General features: G+C 41.7%; 18 protein-coding genes and 1 pseudogene. 10 read left to right on the plus strand and 9 right to left on the minus strand.

Going from position 1 to position 20,056, the window contains the following annotated elements; translation table 11 throughout:
- Positions 1-56: 56 nt before the first annotated feature.
- Positions 57-1,061 carry an arabinan endo-1,5-alpha-L-arabinosidase gene (locus PAARA_RS02315; RefSeq protein ID WP_062567470.1) on the minus strand — a complete coding sequence of 335 codons (1,005 nt, stop codon included), beginning with the start codon at positions 1,059-1,061 and terminating at the stop codon, positions 57-59.
- Between the two features lie 103 nt (positions 1,062-1,164).
- Between PAARA_RS02315 and PAARA_RS02320 the strand changes: the two genes are divergently transcribed.
- The gene (locus PAARA_RS02320; protein ID WP_062567471.1) at positions 1,165-2,193 is read left to right on the plus strand and encodes a glycoside hydrolase family 43 protein; all 1,029 of its coding nucleotides are present in this window, start codon (positions 1,165-1,167) and stop codon (positions 2,191-2,193) included.
- A gap of 56 nt (positions 2,194-2,249) precedes the next feature.
- Here the strand turns inward: PAARA_RS02320 and PAARA_RS02325 are convergent, their stop codons facing one another.
- On the minus strand, positions 2,250-3,878 hold the full coding sequence (locus PAARA_RS02325) for a sodium:solute symporter (RefSeq protein WP_062567472.1): 1,629 nt from the start codon (positions 3,876-3,878) through the stop codon (positions 2,250-2,252).
- Between the two features lie 260 nt (positions 3,879-4,138).
- On the opposite strand from PAARA_RS02325, the gene PAARA_RS02330 reads away from it, so the two are divergent.
- The 4 genes from PAARA_RS02330 to PAARA_RS02345 all read left to right on the plus strand — a co-directional run bounded on the left by PAARA_RS02330 (position 4,139) and on the right by PAARA_RS02345 (position 7,433).
- Complete coding sequence (locus PAARA_RS02330) at positions 4,139-4,861, plus strand: FadR/GntR family transcriptional regulator (RefSeq protein ID WP_062567473.1); 723 nt, start codon at positions 4,139-4,141, stop codon at positions 4,859-4,861.
- A 45-nt stretch (positions 4,862-4,906) separates the two neighbouring features.
- On the plus strand, positions 4,907-5,686 hold the full coding sequence (locus tag PAARA_RS02335; protein ID WP_062567474.1) for an SDR family NAD(P)-dependent oxidoreductase: 780 nt from the start codon (positions 4,907-4,909) through the stop codon (positions 5,684-5,686).
- Positions 5,687-5,813: 127 nt separating this feature from the next.
- Positions 5,814-6,521 carry a sulfite exporter TauE/SafE family protein gene (locus PAARA_RS02340; protein ID WP_062567475.1) on the plus strand — a complete coding sequence of 236 codons (708 nt, stop codon included), beginning with the start codon at positions 5,814-5,816 and terminating at the stop codon, positions 6,519-6,521.
- Positions 6,522-6,557: 36 nt separating this feature from the next.
- Positions 6,558-7,433 carry an SMP-30/gluconolactonase/LRE family protein gene (locus PAARA_RS02345; protein WP_062567548.1) on the plus strand — a complete coding sequence of 292 codons (876 nt, stop codon included), beginning with the start codon at positions 6,558-6,560 and terminating at the stop codon, positions 7,431-7,433.
- On the opposite strand, the gene PAARA_RS02350 is transcribed toward PAARA_RS02345, so the two are convergent.
- The 7 genes and pseudogenes from PAARA_RS02350 to PAARA_RS02380 form a co-directional block, all read right to left on the minus strand.
- A complete protein-coding gene (locus tag PAARA_RS02350) occupies positions 7,428-8,315 on the minus strand; it encodes a LysR family transcriptional regulator (RefSeq protein ID WP_062567476.1) in 888 nt (295 codons plus the stop codon). The two genes, PAARA_RS02345 and PAARA_RS02350, sit on opposite strands and share 6 nt — an antisense overlap.
- A gap of 266 nt (positions 8,316-8,581) precedes the next feature.
- A complete protein-coding gene (locus tag PAARA_RS02355; protein ID WP_062567477.1) occupies positions 8,582-9,424 on the minus strand; it encodes a DUF4198 domain-containing protein in 843 nt (280 codons plus the stop codon).
- A gap of 9 nt (positions 9,425-9,433) precedes the next feature.
- Positions 9,434-9,934 carry a DUF2271 domain-containing protein gene (locus tag PAARA_RS02360; protein WP_062567478.1) on the minus strand — a complete coding sequence of 167 codons (501 nt, stop codon included), beginning with the start codon at positions 9,932-9,934 and terminating at the stop codon, positions 9,434-9,436.
- Entirely contained in the window at positions 9,934-10,566 is a 633-nt protein-coding gene (locus PAARA_RS02365) for a PepSY-associated TM helix domain-containing protein (RefSeq protein ID WP_062567479.1), read from the minus strand. Before PAARA_RS02365 ends, PAARA_RS02360 begins: the two co-directional genes overlap by 1 nt.
- A 194-nt stretch (positions 10,567-10,760) precedes the next feature.
- A pseudogene (locus tag PAARA_RS02370) lies at positions 10,761-11,150 on the minus strand (YbaN family protein); the annotation flags it as partial.
- 181 nt (positions 11,151-11,331) lie between these two features.
- A complete protein-coding gene (locus tag PAARA_RS02375) occupies positions 11,332-12,657 on the minus strand; it encodes a porin (protein WP_062567480.1) in 1,326 nt (441 codons plus the stop codon).
- Between the two features lie 106 nt (positions 12,658-12,763).
- Complete coding sequence (locus PAARA_RS02380) at positions 12,764-13,249, minus strand: MarR family winged helix-turn-helix transcriptional regulator (protein ID WP_062567481.1); 486 nt, start codon at positions 13,247-13,249, stop codon at positions 12,764-12,766.
- Between the two features lie 330 nt (positions 13,250-13,579).
- Here PAARA_RS02380 and PAARA_RS02385 point away from each other — a divergent pair, with 330 nt between their 5' ends.
- The 5 genes from PAARA_RS02385 to PAARA_RS02405 all read left to right on the plus strand — a co-directional run bounded on the left by PAARA_RS02385 (position 13,580) and on the right by PAARA_RS02405 (position 19,765).
- Positions 13,580-14,431: a D-hexose-6-phosphate mutarotase gene (locus PAARA_RS02385; protein WP_062567482.1), complete on the plus strand. Its 852-nt coding sequence runs from the start codon at positions 13,580-13,582 to the stop codon at positions 14,429-14,431.
- Positions 14,432-14,485: 54 nt separating this feature from the next.
- Complete coding sequence (locus PAARA_RS02390) at positions 14,486-15,019, plus strand: PH domain-containing protein (RefSeq protein ID WP_062567483.1); 534 nt, start codon at positions 14,486-14,488, stop codon at positions 15,017-15,019.
- Positions 15,012-16,544 carry a PH domain-containing protein gene (locus PAARA_RS02395; protein ID WP_157066157.1) on the plus strand — a complete coding sequence of 511 codons (1,533 nt, stop codon included), beginning with the start codon at positions 15,012-15,014 and terminating at the stop codon, positions 16,542-16,544. The genes PAARA_RS02390 and PAARA_RS02395 overlap by 8 nt, the downstream gene beginning before the upstream one ends.
- A gap of 78 nt (positions 16,545-16,622) precedes the next feature.
- Entirely contained in the window at positions 16,623-16,865 is a 243-nt protein-coding gene (locus PAARA_RS02400) for a hypothetical protein (RefSeq protein ID WP_062567485.1), read from the plus strand.
- A 77-nt stretch (positions 16,866-16,942) separates the two neighbouring features.
- The gene (locus PAARA_RS02405) at positions 16,943-19,765 is read left to right on the plus strand and encodes a TolB family protein (RefSeq protein ID WP_062567486.1); all 2,823 of its coding nucleotides are present in this window, start codon (positions 16,943-16,945) and stop codon (positions 19,763-19,765) included.
- The last annotated feature ends 291 nt before the right edge of the window (positions 19,766-20,056 follow it).

Here is a 20,056-nt window from a genome sequence, read left to right on the forward strand (position 1 = left end):
CGTTTTTGATAGAGCGGGTCAACGCTGGGTAACCCCGCTGCGACAGGATTGGATAATTACTTTATAAGCTTGGTTTTAAGCTTGTTTAGGTCGGCTGGGTTTACAATCGGCCAATCGTTTTTCCAGCTCATAGGTAAAATACGTAGCTTTTGTACGCCGTTATCGGCTGTTTCGTAGGCGTGTAATACTAAATAGTCTTTGCCATCAAAGGTATATGCAGCATTATGGCCAAGAGCTGCCCACTCTTTGTTACCTTCAATAACTAAGCTACCACCACCATCAACCATTGAACGACCTTGCTTATCTAAGTATGGGCCCTCGATATTTTTGCTGCGGCCTACGCGTACGTTGTAAGTACTTTTTACACCTTGGCAGCATTTATCAAATGACACAAACAAATAGTAATAGCCGTTCTTTTTAAAGATATAAGGCGCTTCAATTGGGCCATGTTCCGTGTTTGGACGACTCGCAATGTGATGCCATTTTTCAGGTTTTGCTAAGCGCACCATGTCATCATCAAGTTGTACTAGTTTAAGGCCACCCCAGAACGAACCAAAGCTCATCCACGGTGTGCCCTTGTCATCTTTGATTATCGCAGGGTCGATAGCGTTCCAATCGTCACGCTCAGGCACAGACTCAACCACAATGCCGTAGTCAATCCACTTGTAATCAGGTGAAGCAGGGTCAAGGGTTTCGTTAACCGTTACACCAATTGCCGAGGTATTTTTGCCAAATGCTGAGACTGAGTAATAAAGGTAAAACTTACCATTTTTTTTGTACACATCGGGTGCCCATAAGTGGCCACCGAAATTAGGTGACACGCGCTTTGCCCAACTTGGCTCATCTTTAAAAATGCGGCCTGTGAGCTTCCAGTTGGTTAAATCTTTCGATTCATAATAGGTAATTCCAGGGCCTGTGCTAAATACATAATAGGTGTCGCCTTCTTTGGTCATTACCGGATCGTGTACTTCAACTTGCTTTGCAGATACGGCTGCGGCAGAAAAAAGTAGCCCTGTTGAAAGCCACTTTATTACTTGTGTCACGTTACTTACGGGTCTCATGCTTGAATACCTTTTGTTGTTTTAACTCTTGTGTTCATTCAGCTACTATATAATATGTAATACAATATTAACAATAAAATCGAGACAAAATACAGGACACATTATGCTTAAGAAACTACCTCGGCTTACGCTTCTTACTGCGTTAAGCGCTTCGTCATTGCAAGTGCTTGCTGATGCTAATAGTAGCAAGACTCTAGCGCCAATTGATAACCCCATTGTACTCAAACGTGCTGATCCTTGGTTAGTTCGTGATGAAAAAAGTGGCTGTTACACGTTTATAGGCAGTTCGCCGAAATTTGATGAAATTGAGCTGCGCCAAGCTTGTCGTTTAAACGATTTAAAAATAGCTGAGCCGAAGGTAATTTGGCAAAAGCGCGATAAAGGCCCAATGAGTGTCAATATTTGGGCGCCTGAACTGCACCAAATTGATGGTAGTTGGTATATCTATTTTGCCGCAGGTGATGTCGAAAAACCGTTCAGTATTCGCATGTATGCGCTTAAAAATGGCAGTGCTAACCCAATGCAAGGTGAGTGGCAAGAAATGGGGCAAGTAACTAGCCACCTTGATAGTTTTTCGCTTGATGCTACAAGTTTTACGCACAAGGGTAAGCGTTACATGATTTGGGCGCAGCAGAACCAGCCTGCAACTTATAACTCGGCTTTATGGTTAGCTGAAATGGACTCGCCCACATCAATTAAAGAGCCCATTATCGTGATTACTGAGCCAACCCTTGATTGGGAAGTGCAAGGCTACAAGGTGAACGAAGGTGCTGCAGTTATCACCCATGGCGATAAAATATTTGTCACTTATTCAGCCAGTGCAACCGATCATCGCTATGCGATGGGCTTGCTATGGGCAGATGTGAATGCTGATTTACTTGACCCTACTAGTTGGCATAAGAAGGCTGAGCCGGTGTTTACGACCAATGCTGAGCTGGGTCGTTTTGGTCCTGGGCACAACAGTTTTGTAAAAGCTGAAGATGGTGTAACCGATTTAATGATTTATCACAGTCGTGACTATAAAGAGCTGAAAGGCACACCGCTTACAGATCCAAATCGCCATGCGCGAGCACGCATTATTACGTGGGATAAAAATGGCTTTCCAGTGTTTTCACCAGAGCTTGCTGATTAATTATTTATAATAAAAAAGGGCGCCAATTGGCGCCCTAGAACTTTGGGAACAAATGGTTACCAGAAGCGGTAGTAAATAAAAGCAGTAATACCAATAATACCTGCGGTATGAATGTAATCCCATTTATCTAAGCCGGCAGCCACTTCTTTCATAGTTGCTTTATCTAGGCTTGAGAAAGTAAGACCTTTCAATTGTTCTTCGTCTGCTTGCTTGGTAAACATACTCACCACAATCATAATCGCAACGACCACGACAAATAGCAGAATACAGTAATATAACCAGTTCATTGTGGTGATCCACGCAAATGATGAACCTGTTAAATCATCTTTAAATGGCAATAACACTAAGCGGATCATACCAAGTACAAAACCCGACACTAAGCCCACAAAACCCGCTGTTGGAGTGATGCGTTTACTACATAAACCCAATAAGAATACCGCAGCAATACCTGGTGCAATAAGAGACTGCACACTTTGCAGGTATTCATACAGCACATCAGCTATTAAGCTCATGACGGGTATCCACAATAGGCCTAATACAACAATCACGATAGTGGCAATTCGGCCTACTTTAAGAAGATGCTTTTCACTCGATTCAGGTTTGAATTTCTTATAAAAATCAATGGTGAACAAGGTTGCAGATGAGTTAAATAATGAGGCTAAAGAGCTCATAAGCGCGGCTACTAAGCCCCCGATTACAATTCCTTTAACACCGGCTGGTAATAGCTCAGCAACTAAAGTAGGAAAGGCTTGGTCAGCACTTTCATAGCTAATAATACCTTTAACATTCAATGCATAAGCAATCATGCCCGGTACTAAGAAGATAAATACAGGAAGTAGTTTTAGGTAACCCGCGAACATGGTACCGCGACGCGCTTCTTTAATGCCTTTTGCAGATAAGACACGTTGTACAATGTATTGGTCTGTACACCAATACCAAAAACCAATAATGAATGAACCAAATACTATGCCTGGCCAAGGAAATTCAGCATCTGAAGCGCTGCGAATGAGGTGCATATTGGCATCATTGATACGCTCAACTTCTGCCCAGCCACCTACTTTATCTAAACCAACCACTAATATGACTAAGGAGCCAATAATGAGCACTGGTGTTTGCAACACCGAGGTCCACATAATGGCTTTCATACCGCCAAGTACCGTATAAATACCGGTGATCACCACAAGGCCAATGGCTGAAATCCAGAAGAAATCGATACCCCAAATACTCTCAATACCTAAGATTGTTTTAAATGCGATGCCGCCGGCATAAACCGTTACTGCGACCTTGGTTAATACATAACTAATCAATGAGATTACAGATAAGAAAGTCCGTGATTTAGAGTTAAAGCGGCGCTCTAAGAATTCTGGCATGGTGTAGACTTTACTACTCCAATAAAAAGGCACGAAAATCCAACCGAGTAGTAGAATGATCCACGATTGCATTTCCCAGTGAGCCAATGCCATACCCGATTGTGCACCTGAACCTGAAAGACCCACTAAATGTTCTGAGCCAATGTTTGAGGCGAAAATAGAGGCACCAATCACTAACCAACTTGCATTACGACCCGCTAAAAAATAATCAGCGGTGTCTTCTTCTTTTTGTCGCATAGACATCACGACAACGCCCAGCAACAGGACAAAAAATCCTGCGAGCACTGCCCAATCTAAGGTACTTAGTTCGACCATTGTGTGTTCCACCTAATTATGAAAAGTGAATATTGTTTTATAATTGTAAAATAAAAATATTATATTATAAATGGCTCGAGTGAAAGAGATTTGTTAAAATAAGGTGACAGTTAGTACATAAAATAGTGACTTAAAAGCTTGGTTTTTGTTCATTTATTCTGAACGTATTTATCTTTGCTTTTGATTTTAAAGAATAATTTGCAGGATGACGGAAGCTGTATATAAATGTATCATATACCCAGATCTTTTGAGGAACACTTATGGCGCGTTTAGAGAATTTAAACCTATCACAACAAGTTACCAATGAGCTTGGTAAAGCAATCATTGTTGGTGATTACAATACTGAAACGGGGCTACCAACCGAAGCACAATTATGTGAAGTGTATGGTATTAGTCGCACAGCTGTTCGTGAAGCAGTGAAAATGCTCGCTGCAAAAGGACTTATTTCTTCTCGTCCACGACAAGGTATTCGTGTGGAGTCAGCGGAGAACTGGAACTTATACGACACAAGCGTATTGAAATGGTTGCTTGAAAGCAGCCCATCATTATATGTATTAAAAGAGTTTTTACAGGTTCGCTTGGCGATTGAACCACAAGCAGCGGCACTTGCTGCAAGAAAAGGCGATCAAGCAGCCATCGCAGAAATTAAAATTGCATTAGATAAAATGCAAGCGGCAGCAGAAGAGCCAGAAGGCGTGATGCATGAGCCTGACCTTGCGTTCCACACGGCAATTTTGCACGCCAGTGGCAACCGTTTTTTCTATCAATTACGTGATTTTATTCGCACTGCGCTGCACGTGAGTATTCAACATACCACACCCGCTAAAGGCAATAAGAAGGCCATCGCAGAAGAACACTTTAAAGTGTATAACGCGATTGCAAGCGGTGACCCTGAGCGCGCTAAAAACATGATGACGTACATGATTGACGAAGCGATGGCGTTTATTGAAAAAGAAATCGCTGACAAAGAAGCGGCTAGATAAACATCGCTTCTTGACGTTGTAATTATTTTAAAACAAAAGGTTATCATGCCAAATTCAAACGAGCTAAAAACAGTTTACCCAAGCCTTGCTGGTAAAAGTGTGTTTATTACTGGCGGTGCATCGGGAATTGGTGAAGTAATGGTAACGCGGTTCTGCGAACAGGGCGCGAAAGTCACTTTTGTTGATATTGCAAGTGAGCAGAGCAATGCTTTATGCGCGAAATTAGCTGGTAAATATGAGTTTGACCCACAATTTATTCATTGTGATATACGTGACGTTGAAGCTTTACAAGCGGCTATAGAGCAAACTCGCCAGCAACAGGGAGACATTGCTGTGTTAATTAATAACGCAGCCGATGACACCCGTCACGCCGCTGAAAATATGGATGTGAAATATTGGGAAGACAAGTTTTCAGTCAACTTACGCCCATGTTTCTTTTCGTCGCAAGCAGTGGTTGAGCACATGCAGCGTTTAGGTGGTGGTAGCATTATTAATATGGGGTCGGTAAGCTGGCGTATTAAGCAAACTGGCATGCCAGCCTACACAACAGCAAAAGCGGGTATTGAAGGGTTAACCCGCTCATTGGCTGCTTCTTATGGTAAAGATAATATTCGTGTGAATTCACTGGTGCCAGGCTGGGTGATGACAGAACGCCAAATCACGCATTGGCTAACCCCAGAAATGATTGAAGATGTTCGTTTAAGTCAATGTATTAACGAAACAATTCAACCAGACCATGTTGTCAATGCTGCATTGTTTTTAGCCGCTGATGACAGTTGTATGATGACAGCACAATCGCTCATCGTGGATGCAGGTTGGACTTAATTTTTGAAGTAATTGCTAAATAGCTAATCTGTAATAAAATTTTTTACACAACTCAAATAATACTATAATAGTAAAATACGTGTTATAGAATTAACACAGCTTATACATAGGAAGGTGGTAAGAAAGTTTGACCGACTTTGTTCTTGTTTATTTAATTTTGATTATTGGCGCTTGTCTACAAAGTGTTATTGGCTTTGGTTTAGGCATGTTATGTGTTCCTGTGCTCTATTGGCTAATGCCAGAGCTAGTGCCTGGACCTATGATTTTGAATGCGCTGTTTTTAACCTCAGTGTTAATGATTAAACACCGCGGTGCGATAGACATGAAACAAACGGGTATATCCATCATAGGTGGTGCAGTGGGGGTTATCTTTGCAGCTGTGGTGATGTGGTATGTCAATGCCAAGCAATATCAGCTATTGCTTGGGGTGAGTATTTTGGTGGTGGTGGCTTTGTCTATCATAGGTATGAAACCGAAAATCTCTACCATCACTAGCTTGCTTGCGTCAATGTCATCGGGCTTTTTAGGCACCACGACCTCTGCTGGTGGGGCACCGATGGGACTACTTTATCAAGCTGAAGATAAAGACAAAATTAAAGCGAACCTGAGTGCCTTTTTCGTATTCATAAACCTGTTTGGCATTATTGTACTTATGCTGACAGGCTCTGCCGACATCAGCGATGTGAAGCTGTTTTTCTTATGTTTGCCTGCAATTTTAACCGGTTGGGGTCTATCTTTTGTGATTAATAATAACCTTAATGAAAAGGCCATTCGCGGCATTATCTTGCTGGTGGCTGGTTTATCTGGTCTAGCACTTATTTTCATACACAGATAGAATAAGAATAGTTCCGCTGTTCGTGTAATGAAGCCTATGCTCGATGACACCATTAAAATAATCATTTCTAGCCAGTGCCAATTGGGCGAAGGTGCCTACTTTGCAAAAGCGCATAACTGCTTATTTTGGGTCGATATTTTAGGGCAACGCTTATTTCGTTTAGATTGCCAATCGATGCGAGTTAGCCAGTTTACCATGCCAGAACCTATTTGTTGGGTAATGGAAACCGAGCAAGGCGGTCTGGTGGCAGGCTTTGCGAGAGGCATCTATAAACTTAACAGTGAAAACTTTAGCCGTGAATTACTTTTTTTAATTGACCACGAACCCTCACAAAACCGTTTAAACGATGGTAAAACGTCTCGCCAAGGCTTTGGCTTTTTTGGCTCAATGGACTCTCAAGAGCAAAGCAATAGTGGCAAGTTATATCGTTTTGGTCATGGCCAGGCTCCGACAGCCGTTGATCATGACTACACTATTAGTAATGGCCCTGCGGTAAGTAAAAATGGTCAGTTTCTATATTCTACAGACTCAGATAAACAAACAATCTACCGCTTTACTCTGAGTGAGCAAGGTGAGCTTGCTGATAAAAAAGAGTTTATTCGCTTTACTGAGAATATGGGTTTTCCAGATGGCATGACCGTGGATAGCGAGGAGCATTTGTGGGTTGCCGCGTGGAATGGCTATGGCGTTTATCGTTTTGCACCAACGGGTGAGCAGGTGCAGTTTATTCGCTTGCCCGCACCACGTGTTACCAGTGTCGCCTTTGTTGGCGAAGAGCTCACACATTTAGCTGTGACCACTGCGACAGTTGGCCTTGAAGACTCTGTACTCGCTGATTACCCGCACAGTGGTGGCGTATTTATACTTGAGCCTGGCGTTAAAGGGATTGCTGAAACGCCCTTAAAGCTATAGGTTTTCCATTACTTGATAACGCAATTCGCCAAGAAATGCCCGCGCTGCTGGGCCCAATTTGTCACCATCTTTAAAGAGCAAATGTAACTTAGCGCTGCGGCTACTGTTATGGGTTAAATTAAGTGCTTTCATTTGCCCCGTAGCAAGTTGCTTTTCGATCGCTATTTTTGGTAACCATGCAAAGCCAAGGCCATTACTAATCATATCAATCGAAGTGCGCATATGAGTAACCGTCCAGCGCTGATCGGCACCTAACCAGCCACCATCTTGTTTGTGTTTATTGGCTGAATCGCGAACAACAATTTGTCGGTGTGACTTTAAATCTTCAAGTGTGATTACGCGGTCTATCCCATGCAAAGGATGATCAGGGTGCGCCACGGCAATAAATTCGATATCGCATAACTCTTCGTGAAAGTTTGCTGCGATTGGAAAGCCAGTAATGGCAATATCAACCTGATCATTTTCGAGCAATTCATTACCCCCCATCAGCACAGACTCATGGAGTTCAATGCGCAGTTGTGGGTATTGTGAAGAGGTGTCGTTAAGCACTTTATAAAGCAACTGCTGTGGAAAAATAGCATCCACAGCAATGCGTAACTTGCTTTCGATGCCTTCACCTAAAGTTTGGCCTATGGCTTCAACTTTTGCGGCTTCATCAAGTAAGTAATTAGCGCGGCGCAGCATCATTTCACCAGCTTCAGTGAGCACGGTTTTGCGGCCTTGAATGCTGAATAATTTTACATTAAGTGTCGATTCAATCTTGCCAACCGCATTATGAATACTCGATTGGCTTTTATGAATACCTTGCGAGGCTTGGTTAAAGCCACCAAATTCAACAACAGCACGAAACATGCGCCACTGTTCTAGCGTAATTCTTAGCATGAGGTTCCTTTGCTAGAGCGGTTGCCTAAAATAGTATCTATAAAGTGTAAAAAGTTTACTTTTCGTTGTTTAACGCCTAATTAAACACCACGTTAGCTTTAAGCGTCTAGTGCGCTTAATAAACTGATTGGCATCATCTTAGCTGTCATTGACTGAGCTGGCGACTAATTTGAATTATTATTAGAAAGACAGTAGCTGCGAGCGCGCAGTTGACTACAGTCTTTCTAGAAAATAGCATTAGGCCAATTAAGGCCTAATTGAGTGGATTATTCAGGGGCAACTTCAAGCGTTGTAAATAATGCATAGCGCACACTATCGATGTCTGCTTCTGTTGGCTTTTGATCAACAGATGCTTCAATCAGATACATATCTGCGTGGGCGAATGTCACCGTAAAGAAGCCTTTTTTATCGGTTGTTACTTTAACTTCGTCACGCTCATTACGGTAGCGCGCACTACCACGCACAATTGCAAGCTCAACGTCAGCAGCTGGTTTGCCATCCATTAATAATTGGAACTTAGCTTCTTCACCAGCAAATAGATCGTTTGGGTGAGTCGGGCCTGAAATTTCTAAACCTTGCCCAAGCAATGTTGGCTTAGAAGTACCATTACGGCTTACAAAAGTATCAACCGTTGCGATAGATTTTACAGTGCGTACATCGGTTGCGCCTGCTGGTAGGTCTGCTTCTTTTTTACCTGCGAACACACGACCGCGATTGCCATCTTTGTCTTTATAGAAAGTCATTAGCATTGGCTTTTGCTGCATAGCAATATGGTAAGTACCGTCTTGAGATAAACTCACTGCTGCTGAGTTTTTGCGTTTTAAGTAGTATGCACGAATCGTTTCTTCAACCGGCTTGCCATTTGGAGCAAGGGCAATTAATAAATTGTCGTCATACTCTGCGCCTTTTTGTTTTGGGCGATATGCTTTATCTGGGCTAAACAACTCATTCGAAATACTGGCATCGATCATCACATAGTGAGTTTTCTCACCTGATAAAGAAGTGTGAGATGGCATTAACCAACGGGCGTGTGCTTGTGCATAGCCAGAGGCAAGTGCAGTAAAGGTTACTGCGCCGATCAGCGCCGTTTTTAATAATTTTAATTTCATTGTTTGTCCTTAATTACTGGTAATGGTAACAAAGCTAGTCGCGAACTCTTTTTCGCCTTTAATTGTGACTTTGCCGTCTTTCGTTAAGTCGATTTCAACGCGGGTGTAATCTCGGCCACCTTCTTCACGCACAACTTCGACATTAAGCAGGTAGCTACCAGGTTTAACTGGGTTGCCCTTTAAATCTTTACCTTGCCATTCAATGGTGTAAGTACCTGGGCGTTTTGTTGCACCCGTCACACCATCAAAGTTGTCGTTGCTACGACCTGCTTTTCGCCACCATTGACGTAAGTCTTTAAACCATTCAGCTTTTTCGACCCAAAGTGCAATAGTGGTAACGTGTTTACGTTCAGGTGTTTCTAGCCATAGCGCCACGTAAGGGCGATGATATGGGGAAACATCTAGCTCAGGTAAGGTAAATTCAACGGTTAGGTTGGGAGCTTTTGCAAAGCTCAGTGGGCTGAATAAACAGCCAATTAGTAGAGCAACGAGTAAGTGGGCTTTTTTCATTAAGATACTCCTTTAAGTTGAGGCACCCAAACTAGATAAATAACCAAAGGCGTGGCAACACCAAGAAGCGTTAACCACAGGCCTGCGGCACGTTTTTTACGGTTTTGAAAGAGAATAATTAATCCGGTGATAGCAAACAGAATCATCAAAACAGCTGAGATATCAATCACCCAGCTCCATGCTTCGCCGGTATGGCGGCCTTTGTGTAAGTCGCCAATCAGACTCATAAAGCCACCGATTTGATAATCAATATTAAGCTCACCGGTTTGAAAATCGATTTCGGCGTAGGCAAAGCCGGCCGGAAGCGGGTAGTCGAGCATTACTAACGCATCTTCTTTTTCCCATTCAATGCTTTTTACATTGCTGAGTGAAAACTCCTGCTGCATGTAATCTTCTATCTCGGGATAGAGGCTCGGTAAGGTATCGAGATTTGCTTGTGCTTTTTCAAAGAGTTCAGCAGAGATTAGTCGTTGGCTTTGCCCGTTTTGCTTGTCGTTTTCTAACCAATCAACATGATTAAGGATGATACCGCTAACACAAAAAAGAATGAGCAAAAAGAACAGTGCAGTTGAAAGGTATATATGCAAAGCACGACTTACGCTATAAAACGTGCGCTTATTAATAGAAAACATAAAACAGGCTATTCGTTAAATATATGGGCATGATAATGATTTGTATTTACTATAACAAGTAGGTTTACGTTCTTTACATTTGTGTTTTAGAAGTGAATCGCTAAGTAAGCTATTATGGCGAGTTGTGATGAAATCAAGCAAGCAAGTAGTGTCAAGCGGACTTGCGAAGAAATGGTTATTCGAAGAAGTGGTAATTTATTCGGGGCTGATGGACGGTTTATTAGATAACCCAATACGCCTATTTCAATAACGGCAACTAAATACATAACCCAAACCGGCGCTGCGCTTTGTAATAAAAATATATAACCTAGTGCCATACCAAAAGCAGCTAAAAACTTAGCACGGGTTGGTACTATTTTGTGCTCTTGCCAGTGTCTAAGTGACTCTCCGTATCGGGGGTGATTTAGGAGCCAAGCAGAAAGTTTGGGCGAAGAACGTGTAAAGCAAGCTAAAGCTAAAATAAAGAAAATTGTTGTCGGCATGACAGGCAAAGCAATACCTATGATACCAAGCGCTACCATTAATAGACCAACCGCTTGATAGCAGCTGTTTTTGGATGCAGTTAATACAGCTTTTACATTCATAAATAGAGTTAAGCCAGAACAGTTCAAAAAAGCAAATGCTTGTTAATCACCTTTTTACCTTACTTTTTAACTTTAGCCTAGCTTAGATTTTTTAGCGAATTGTGTCTCTATCCAACAGGATACTTAGTAAAAACCCAGTTAAAAAATTGGGCTTTAATATTTCATTTACTACCAGTGGTTACTAGAAGTAATAACCGATGTTGATATTGAAGCGAGTTTCAGTCTCGTCGCTGTCACCAGCAACTGAGCCGCCTACAAATGGCTGATTTTTCGCTTGAACAAAATCAAAGTAGGTGAACAAGCCACCTGCTGCAACAGATACCCCAGTTACATTCATCCAAGTATCGGCGCTATTGTCTGACTTGTCATAAATAATGCCGTAGTCATTGTAAAACTGTAAGTCTGTAACAGGACCCCACTCGACAGGGAGGCTGTAGGCAATGTTGGCATTAGTCATGGTTGCTTCAGCTGCGATACTATCGTAAAAAGCATAGGCTCCTACCGCCATACGATTTACATTATCAATATCGTAATTATATTCACCATGTTGCAGTTGGAAGTTCCACGGGCCGATAGTACTATTTAAATGCACTGCCCAAGCATAGTAGTCACCGGCACGGTCTTCACCATCGTGTAGGCCACCAGACAGGGCTGATATACCTAGCTCTGTTTTGCCACCCTCATGCTCAAAGTGATAGCCGTAACGACCAGAGAAAGTGTTGTATTCACCAATGGCATTGCCTGGCTCGGCATAAATACCTTCGTCTGCTGAACGGAAACCAACTACATCGTATGAGTAGCGATCGCTGCGGTCATCAACATAACCGTCGACACCACCTAGCTCATCATTTTTGAAAAAGCCAAGATCAATCTGCCAGTTATCGGCAATTTTTCGTTTGAATAGCACACCTAAATCGTGATCATCTTCCAGACCCACATAATAGGTTGTGCCAAAGAAGTAGTTGTGTGAATTATATGGCCAGTTACCAAAAGGAACTTTGGTAATACCTGCCTGCACTTGCCAGTCTTCGGCAAAGTCGTAGGCTGCATAGGCATATTTAACTGCTGTCATGTAGTCAAAGAAACGAATTTCAGCATTTAGTTGCACATCACCGACATCCCCTGAAAAATTCAGTCTGAAGATATCGAAGTCGAAGTCACCGCCACGGTTTTTGTTACCGTCATCATACGAGGTATAGCTGTAGTTTGTTCGCACAGCGCCACCAACATGAATACCAGATTCTTTTTTGTCTGATACGGTTTCAACAGCAGCTGTTTGCTCCTCAAGTTGCTTTTGTTGCCTTGCAACCTGTGCATCAATTTGTGCTTGTTTATCGGCTTGTTGCTGCGATTTTTCCTCGGCAGCATCCAGCTTGCTCTGTAGTTGCTGCATTTGCTCTTTAAGTAATTGCAGCTGTTTTTGAAGATCATCTATTTCAGATGCCTGACTAAGACTTGAAGTAGTGCCCAAGGCGATTGCGAGGGCTAACTTTGAAAGTTTAAGCATGATTTTCGCTAGTGTTGGAATGGGTACTATTAGCATAGTTGATATTCACACTTAACCCAAGGGGAGCCATAAAAAATTAATATTAATCAACCAGTTTTGCAGTTGATTATTGTGATTCGAGAGATTTTGTTATGGCGCCAACTTCTAATAGCGGTGAAGCATCAAGCTGATCAGCATCCATCATTGCTGCAATACGCTGCATTGATGAAAGCAATAAGCTTTGCTCCCACTCTTCAAGGGCTGAAAATTTTTCTATGAAATGCTCTTGTAATGGCTGAGGAGCCTGCTCTAAAAGTGCTTTGCCTTTTTCTGTTAAATACAAGCTGACGCGACGCTTATCCATTTGACTGCGCACACGGGTGATAAGCTCTCTATTTTCAATTCGATCAAGAATATTGGTCACAGTTGCTGGACTTAAGTTGACGTTTTGAGCAATACGACTTGCTGTGATGCCGTCTGTTTGTGCCACTTCATTCATGATAAGTAATTGCGGGCCTGTTAACCCAGACGTTTTGTTGAGCTGCTTAGAGTGCAGATCGATTGCTCTGATTACTTTACGTAATGACACAAGTAGTTCGTCATACTTTTGCATGTTTTTGTCTCTTTAAAGGCGGCCTAGAACGACCGAAGCCGCGAAATATTACACATCAAATAAATTGAGTTCAAATAATTTGTGGCTATGTTTACTATAAATAACCTAATTTTCAGAGGGAATTTTTATTTGAGTAGTAATTAAATCTCGCTTGGTGTATCACATAATAATGTAGATGTTCTTTATAATTAAATAGCGCTTTTCGTCTGCACACGCACAAAGTAGTAAACAATTTCATCAAATAACTAAATATTATTTACTAACTACTATGGCTTTGGGTATGGTGGGGTTATTTAACGATTTCTTTTCTTTCATTTAATGGGACGAATTATGAAGCTATCGCCATCAGTTACGATTGAGCAAAGTGAGACTGGCCTTGAGTTTATTAAAGTAGCCAGTGAGTTTTGTGATGCCACTATCTTTTTGCAAGGTGCGCAAATTACAGAGTTTACACCGACAGGTAAAAAGCCATTACTGTGGGTTTCTCAGCAGGAAGATTATCAAGAAGGTAAGGGCGTTCGTGGTGGTATTCCAATTTGTTGGCCGTGGTTTGGTGTGAGCCAAAATGAAGGCTGGCCTGCTCATGGTGTTGCTCGTACGGGACTTTGGCGTGCTGAACAGGTGAAAGAAGAGGAAAACTCGATCTACATCAGCCTGTCATTGCCAATGAATCAAATTGATGAAAAGTATTGGCCACACAAAACTAAATTATTGGTGGAATTTATTTTATCAACGAGTTTAGAAGTGCGTTTAACAACAACTAACCTTGATAATGAAACACTTAATTTTACACAGGCATTACATACTTATTTCCCAACGCCTGCGATTGAAGAAACTAAAGTTGATGGTTTACAGGGCTCTAAATATATAGAATTCGGTGAAGGTCCATTTGAGCAACATGATTTGGTTTCATTTGCTCGTGAAACCGACATGGTTTATACCCAAGCACAAGATACACAACGCATCATTACGCCAGATGGGATCATTGAAGTAAGCCGAGAAAATTCACGGTCATGTGTGTTATGGAACCCGTGGATTGATAAATCAAAAAGGCTATCTAATTTTGCCGATGATGAATATCACGTGATGTTGTGTTTAGAAGCCGCCAATGTACTTGAAGATAGCGTTGAGTTAGCGCCGGGTGACAAGCATACACTTGTCACTTCTCTTCGCTGGGTATAAAAAGTACCGAGTATAAGTAAGGCCAGTTAAGACTGGCCTGAACAAGGAACGATCGTGTTTAGTAATCAACAAATAGAAACCCTTCCACAGCATCAACGCATACAATTTCAATCACTTGCAGATAAGGCGATTTGGCATGTGCAAATTAATTGGTTAATTTTTTATCTTCCCTTGATGGCGGTGATTATCGCTGTTCGTTATTTTAATACGAATATTGCAAGTTCAATCGCACCGCATTGGCTCCTTGTTCTGCCCGTTATTGTATTGCTATCTTTGTTGTATAACGTGTATAGCGTTCGCGCTAAAGGCATTGCCGTTCGTGAACATGACATTGCTTTTAAGCGAGGGTTGATTTGGCAGCACGTTACCTTGCTACCCATTGCTCGGATACAGCACACAGAGATCCATCGCGGGCCGATAGAGCGTAAACTCGGGCTTGCAACGTTGCGGTTATACAGCGCTGGTGGCATGAGTGCAGATTTGCATATCAGTGGCCTCACAGATAAGTATTGCAATGATATCAGGCAATTCATTCAAAACTATGGCTGTGATGAGCGTGTAAAATCTGATGAGTCAATTGATGAATAACAACGAATGGCAAAGGGTGTCACGTTGGGCGCTCGTTTATTTTATTGTGCATTTTGCGATAAGGTTTTTTAAAGGTGGTTTGCTTAATCTACTCCCTGTTTTAGTTGTGTTTGTTACTCAGGTAGAGCAAAAGTGGTTTTGGGCTCAAATAGCAACAAGTGTTGCTGTCGTTGGCTTGTTTGTGTATGCCTTTGCATATTTTATAAATTTCAAATACCGCATAAGCAGTGAACAAGAAATATTACTTAATAAAGGGGTCTTTAAGAAAGAGCGTTTGACCTTAAAATTTGCCAGAGTGCAAAACGTTAATATCGCAGAGCCGTTTTATTTTCAGCCTTTAAATTTAGTTAACTGTATTTTTGATGCCGCAGGGAGTAATGCACAAGAAGTTGTTATTCCAGGTGTTAAACTCAACCATGCCGAACAAGTGCGTGAACAAGTTATGGCCTTTAAGGCACAGTTACAACAGGAAAGTTCAGACGAGCAGGTTATACCCGACGAGGCCGTTTCATCGTCGCAAACATTAAGTATTAGCAATGCTGAAATCGCTAAATTTGGCTTAATATCAAATATGGCGATTCTTGCCTTAGCGGCGCTTGCTCCGTTTATTAATGCTATTTTTGAGTTTCTCGAAACGGCTTTTATTGACCGCTTAGAAGCGGTCTTTAATGAGCAAGCAGTGTTCATTGGTAGTGCCGCGACGATGGCTATAATGGTCGCTGTTTTACTGATGATATTAGTTGCCGTGTTGTTATCAGTGGTGATGGCATTAGTTCGCTTTTTTAACTTTCAGTTATACCTTCAGGACGAAAAGTTTAAACGTATTGCAGGGTTATTCGAACGCCAGCAACTTTCGGTGAGCTTAGAGAAAATACAAAGTGTGCATATTAAGCAAAATGTTATTGCTCGTCTGCTAAAACGCTACACAGTTGTTTGCCCACAGGTGAGCAGTGGGGGGGCAGGCGTTGCTAGTGCTCACAAAAATAAGCAAACTTTGGTTATGCCTGTTCTTACTGCATCGCAGGTAAGGCAAGTGTGTAGTTGGTTGTTTCCTTGGTTTATTGATCTAAAAGAGCTCAACTTTATAAAGCCTGAGCGAGCATTACTTTACAAAAACACCGTTTTGTATGCGCTACTGCCCACCTGCGTGGCTGTTGTATTTCTTCATTCTATGTTTGATTTGCTCGTTGTTCTTTGGGGTCTATTGCTTTTACCAGCTTTAGTATCGATGGTGTATCTTAGCTATCAGAAAACAGGAATTGCCTTGTATCACCATGAAAATCGATATTTTGCTGTTTTCAAAACCGGCATGCTAGGTAGTCAATATCGTGTTTTTGAAGTATATAAAGCGCAAAGTGCTACCACTACGAGTACTTATTTAATGCGCAGATCCGAGCTTAAAAGCTTGTATATACAACTGGCTTCTGGTTCCGTCACAATGCCTTACCTTAAGTGTAATCAGGCTAATCAGTTTGTGGACTTTGTGTTACACGAAATAGAAGCAACACAACGCAGTTGGTTTTAAATGAAAATAATTCTCAATATCATTGACCTGTTTGTGTTTTTGAGTATACTTTCTCAAAGCTACAGAAGGAGGTACGCGATGATATATTTTCTGCCTATTTTAGCCATTACAGGTATTGTCGGCTTACTTTGCTATGCGCGTAATAAGAGGGAGTGTAAAGGTCTTTGCGTAAGCTGTGCAGTGACTTGTATTGCTTTGCTTGTAACAGGTGCAATGGCTCTCGCGGGTCTTGGTGCACTTAGAAGCAGTATTATGTTTGCAGCGACAATATTTATTGTTTACCAATTATTAGGCTTGGTTCGCCCGATTAAAATTGAATAGTTTTTTACATTTTTTAACTACCCACTTGCCAAAAAGCCACGCATACTAATCCTGAAATAACACAGTCAGGGATTAAGATGATAAAAGCATTGTTGATTGGTACTTTACTTGTTGCTGGGCAAGCGTTTAGTCAAGAAGTATGGCAAACAATTCATACTGAGCATTTCAATGTCCATTTTAGTACAGAAAATCAGCAATGGGCTCAATCAGCGGCAACCGAGCTGGAAATTGTTCGCAATAAGGTGTTAAAACAACAAAACCGCGCGTTGGATGAAGTGATTGATGTTGTTGTTTTTGATCCATTTAACGCATCTAATGGCTTTGCTTTACCGGTTACAATCAAGCCTTTAATGGCTTTATTTACGACACCTCCACAATCAGATTCGATGATTGCCAATACAGATAGCTGGCAGCAATTACTCATTTTGCATGAGTACATTCATTTGGTTCATTTGGCTCAGCCTACACGCAGCTTGCCTCGACAAGCAATTAGAAATATTTGGGATCTCTACGATTTATCACAAAGCGATATGCCCCGCTGGGTCGCAGAGGGTTATGCAACGCTATTAGAATCAAAAATGACGGGGCGTGGCCGTTTATACGATAATCTTTCCGAAGCCATACTGGTTGAATTTGCACAGCAAGGCGCACTGCCAAGCTATGGCCAATTAAATCGTACTGAAGACAGTTATATGGCCGGATCAATGGCGTATTTAATGGGCGCTCGTTTTCTCGCTTGGTTAGAAGATAACTATTCTCCAAAGACCCTTGATGCTGTGTGGACACGTATGCAAGCGGTTAAATCGCGCGATTTTAATGACGCTTTTAGCGGTGTATTTGGCGACTCACCTGAGCGGCTTTATCGTCGCTTTATTGCTGAATATACTTATAGAGCAATGGCTAAAGAGGTGAGTGAGCAAACACTTACAAGTGAGCTTTGGTTAGAGCTTGATTTATATGCATCAAACCCCGTTTTAAGTTTAGATAATAGTAAACTCGCTATTGTAGAGCGAAACAAAGATGATGAAACGCGGCTAGTTATTTATAGCACAGCCGATAATCAACAAGCAGCAGATGATTTTGCAAAGCAGCAACAACAGCTGCTTGATAACGATCCTGTTGATATTGCCGATAAAGCACCGAGTGTGTTTAAACGTAAACAAAAGCACGTGCTTCATCAAATCAATAAGCAGGGTATAAAGAATCCGCAGTGGCTAGACGAAAATACACTGTTTTTTAGCGCTACAACAACCGTTGGTAAAGGCTCAATTCAGGGTATCTCGGACTTATATCGCTATGATATTGAAACTGGTGAGATAAGTGCATTAACCCATCATGCGGGGCTGCGTCGCTTTACAATTAGCGATAACGGACAAACTGTTTACGCCGAGCAAACTAGGCATGGCTTCTCGGAGTTGGTGCATTTTGATCTCAATACGGGTGTCTCTACGCCTTTATTTGAGAAGAGCCTAGAAACGGTTTATGACTATCCATTACTAAGTCCTAATAACACTAAGCTTGCATATTTAAAAGTGGCATTGAATGCAAATTGGCAGTTGTATATACAAGATCTAAACTCCCAGCAATCAATAGCTGTGCCTATGCCTGTGGGCTATCAGTATGTGTCACAACCTAATTGGCAAGCAGATGGCAAAGGGCTTTATTTTGTCGCTGGTAAGAATGCCGCTCTCGATTTGTATCATTATGATCTTAATAGCTACTCACTACGCCAATTAACACAAGGGCAAGAAGCCGTCGCACACCCAATGGCAATGAATAATGGTGAACTTTTGTATTTATCGATCACTGCTGAGGGGCCGAATATCAAGCATTTTGCAGAGCAACCACAAGGATCAGAGGTTACTAAATTTGCTAAAAGCGCAGCGCCACCACGAGGGCAGTTAACGAGCGAAGTATTACCTGAGGCGAAGATTTACCAGCAAAGTCCAACCCAGCCAGCCAATTATGATATATGGCAACAAAAACCAACCTTTTCGTTAGCATCTCAATATTATTCGGCTTCATCTTCGCTTCTTACCCTTGGGGTAAAAAGTAGTGATTTCTTGAAGCAGCTCGATTTACAAGCAGGCTTTAGTGTTGATTTACATGATAAAGCACTAGAGGGAGTGTTCGCGGCAGCTAAATACTCAGCGTTTGATTTAAAATTTAAAGCGCTGTTATTTGATTACGACCTTGAATCAGCAAAACAGTACCATTCACAAACGCCGCTAAATATTAGTAACACAGGTGCACATGTTGCCATGAGTTACCCGATGCAGTTTCAGCAGTTAAATATCACACCGACATTAAGTTACAACTACAGTAACTATGCCCAAGGTGACGATCAATGGCTAAAGCTAGGACTTAAGCAACAATGGCAACATGATAGACAGCGTTATGGTGTTAGTCAGTCCTTGAGAGCTGAATGGTTATCCGGTGATGCTGACTCAAATAATTGGCAGGGTTATAACTTTGCGACCGTACTGAGTGGTTATGCCTTTGATATTCCTGTTTATGTCAATTTTGCTCAGCAATATCGTGATGACCATACACTTGCTTTAGGTGGCTATGAGTCAAATTTAATTAATAAAGACACGCAAAGCGGTTTTGTTAGTGCACCTGAATTGCCACTTTTTAGCCAGCTTGGTAACCGTTATAAAGGTTATGGCGGGGGCATTAGTTACAAAGATTCATTACCTTGGCTTTACTACCAACAGCATCAAGTTGATAACCGAGTCTATGCGCAAAGCTACGGTCTCAAGTGGCGAGGAGACTTTAGCTTTGGTCTGGGACCTGCGGGTTTAAATGATGTAAATATTGACTTTGGCGTCGCCCGAGTAGAAAGCGACGACTTTGAAAATGATTTACGCGCTTGGCTAAGCTTTTACTACTCGTTGTAATACTAACAAGATGCGCAGTTAAATACTGCTTGTCCATACGCTAAATATCTCAAGTCTTATTTTATTCTAAATAGACTGTAAACGAAGGCGGCAGTATGCTGCTTTAACTTTACAGTCTGTATGTGTTTCTTGCCACTTACAGCTTGGCAGTTTTTTCTACCTCATTGCTTTCTCTGTGGGCCTCATTAAAATGCCGCGCTCTTTTAAATCACTTAAAAAACAGTTGTTTACATGTTTAGTGACGGTGATTGATAAATTGCTAACTTATTAACTAAATTGTAACGAGAGGGG

It is taken from the genome of Pseudoalteromonas arabiensis (assembly GCF_001550155.1).
GTDB classification, from domain to species: domain Bacteria; phylum Pseudomonadota; class Gammaproteobacteria; order Enterobacterales; family Alteromonadaceae; genus Pseudoalteromonas; species Pseudoalteromonas arabiensis.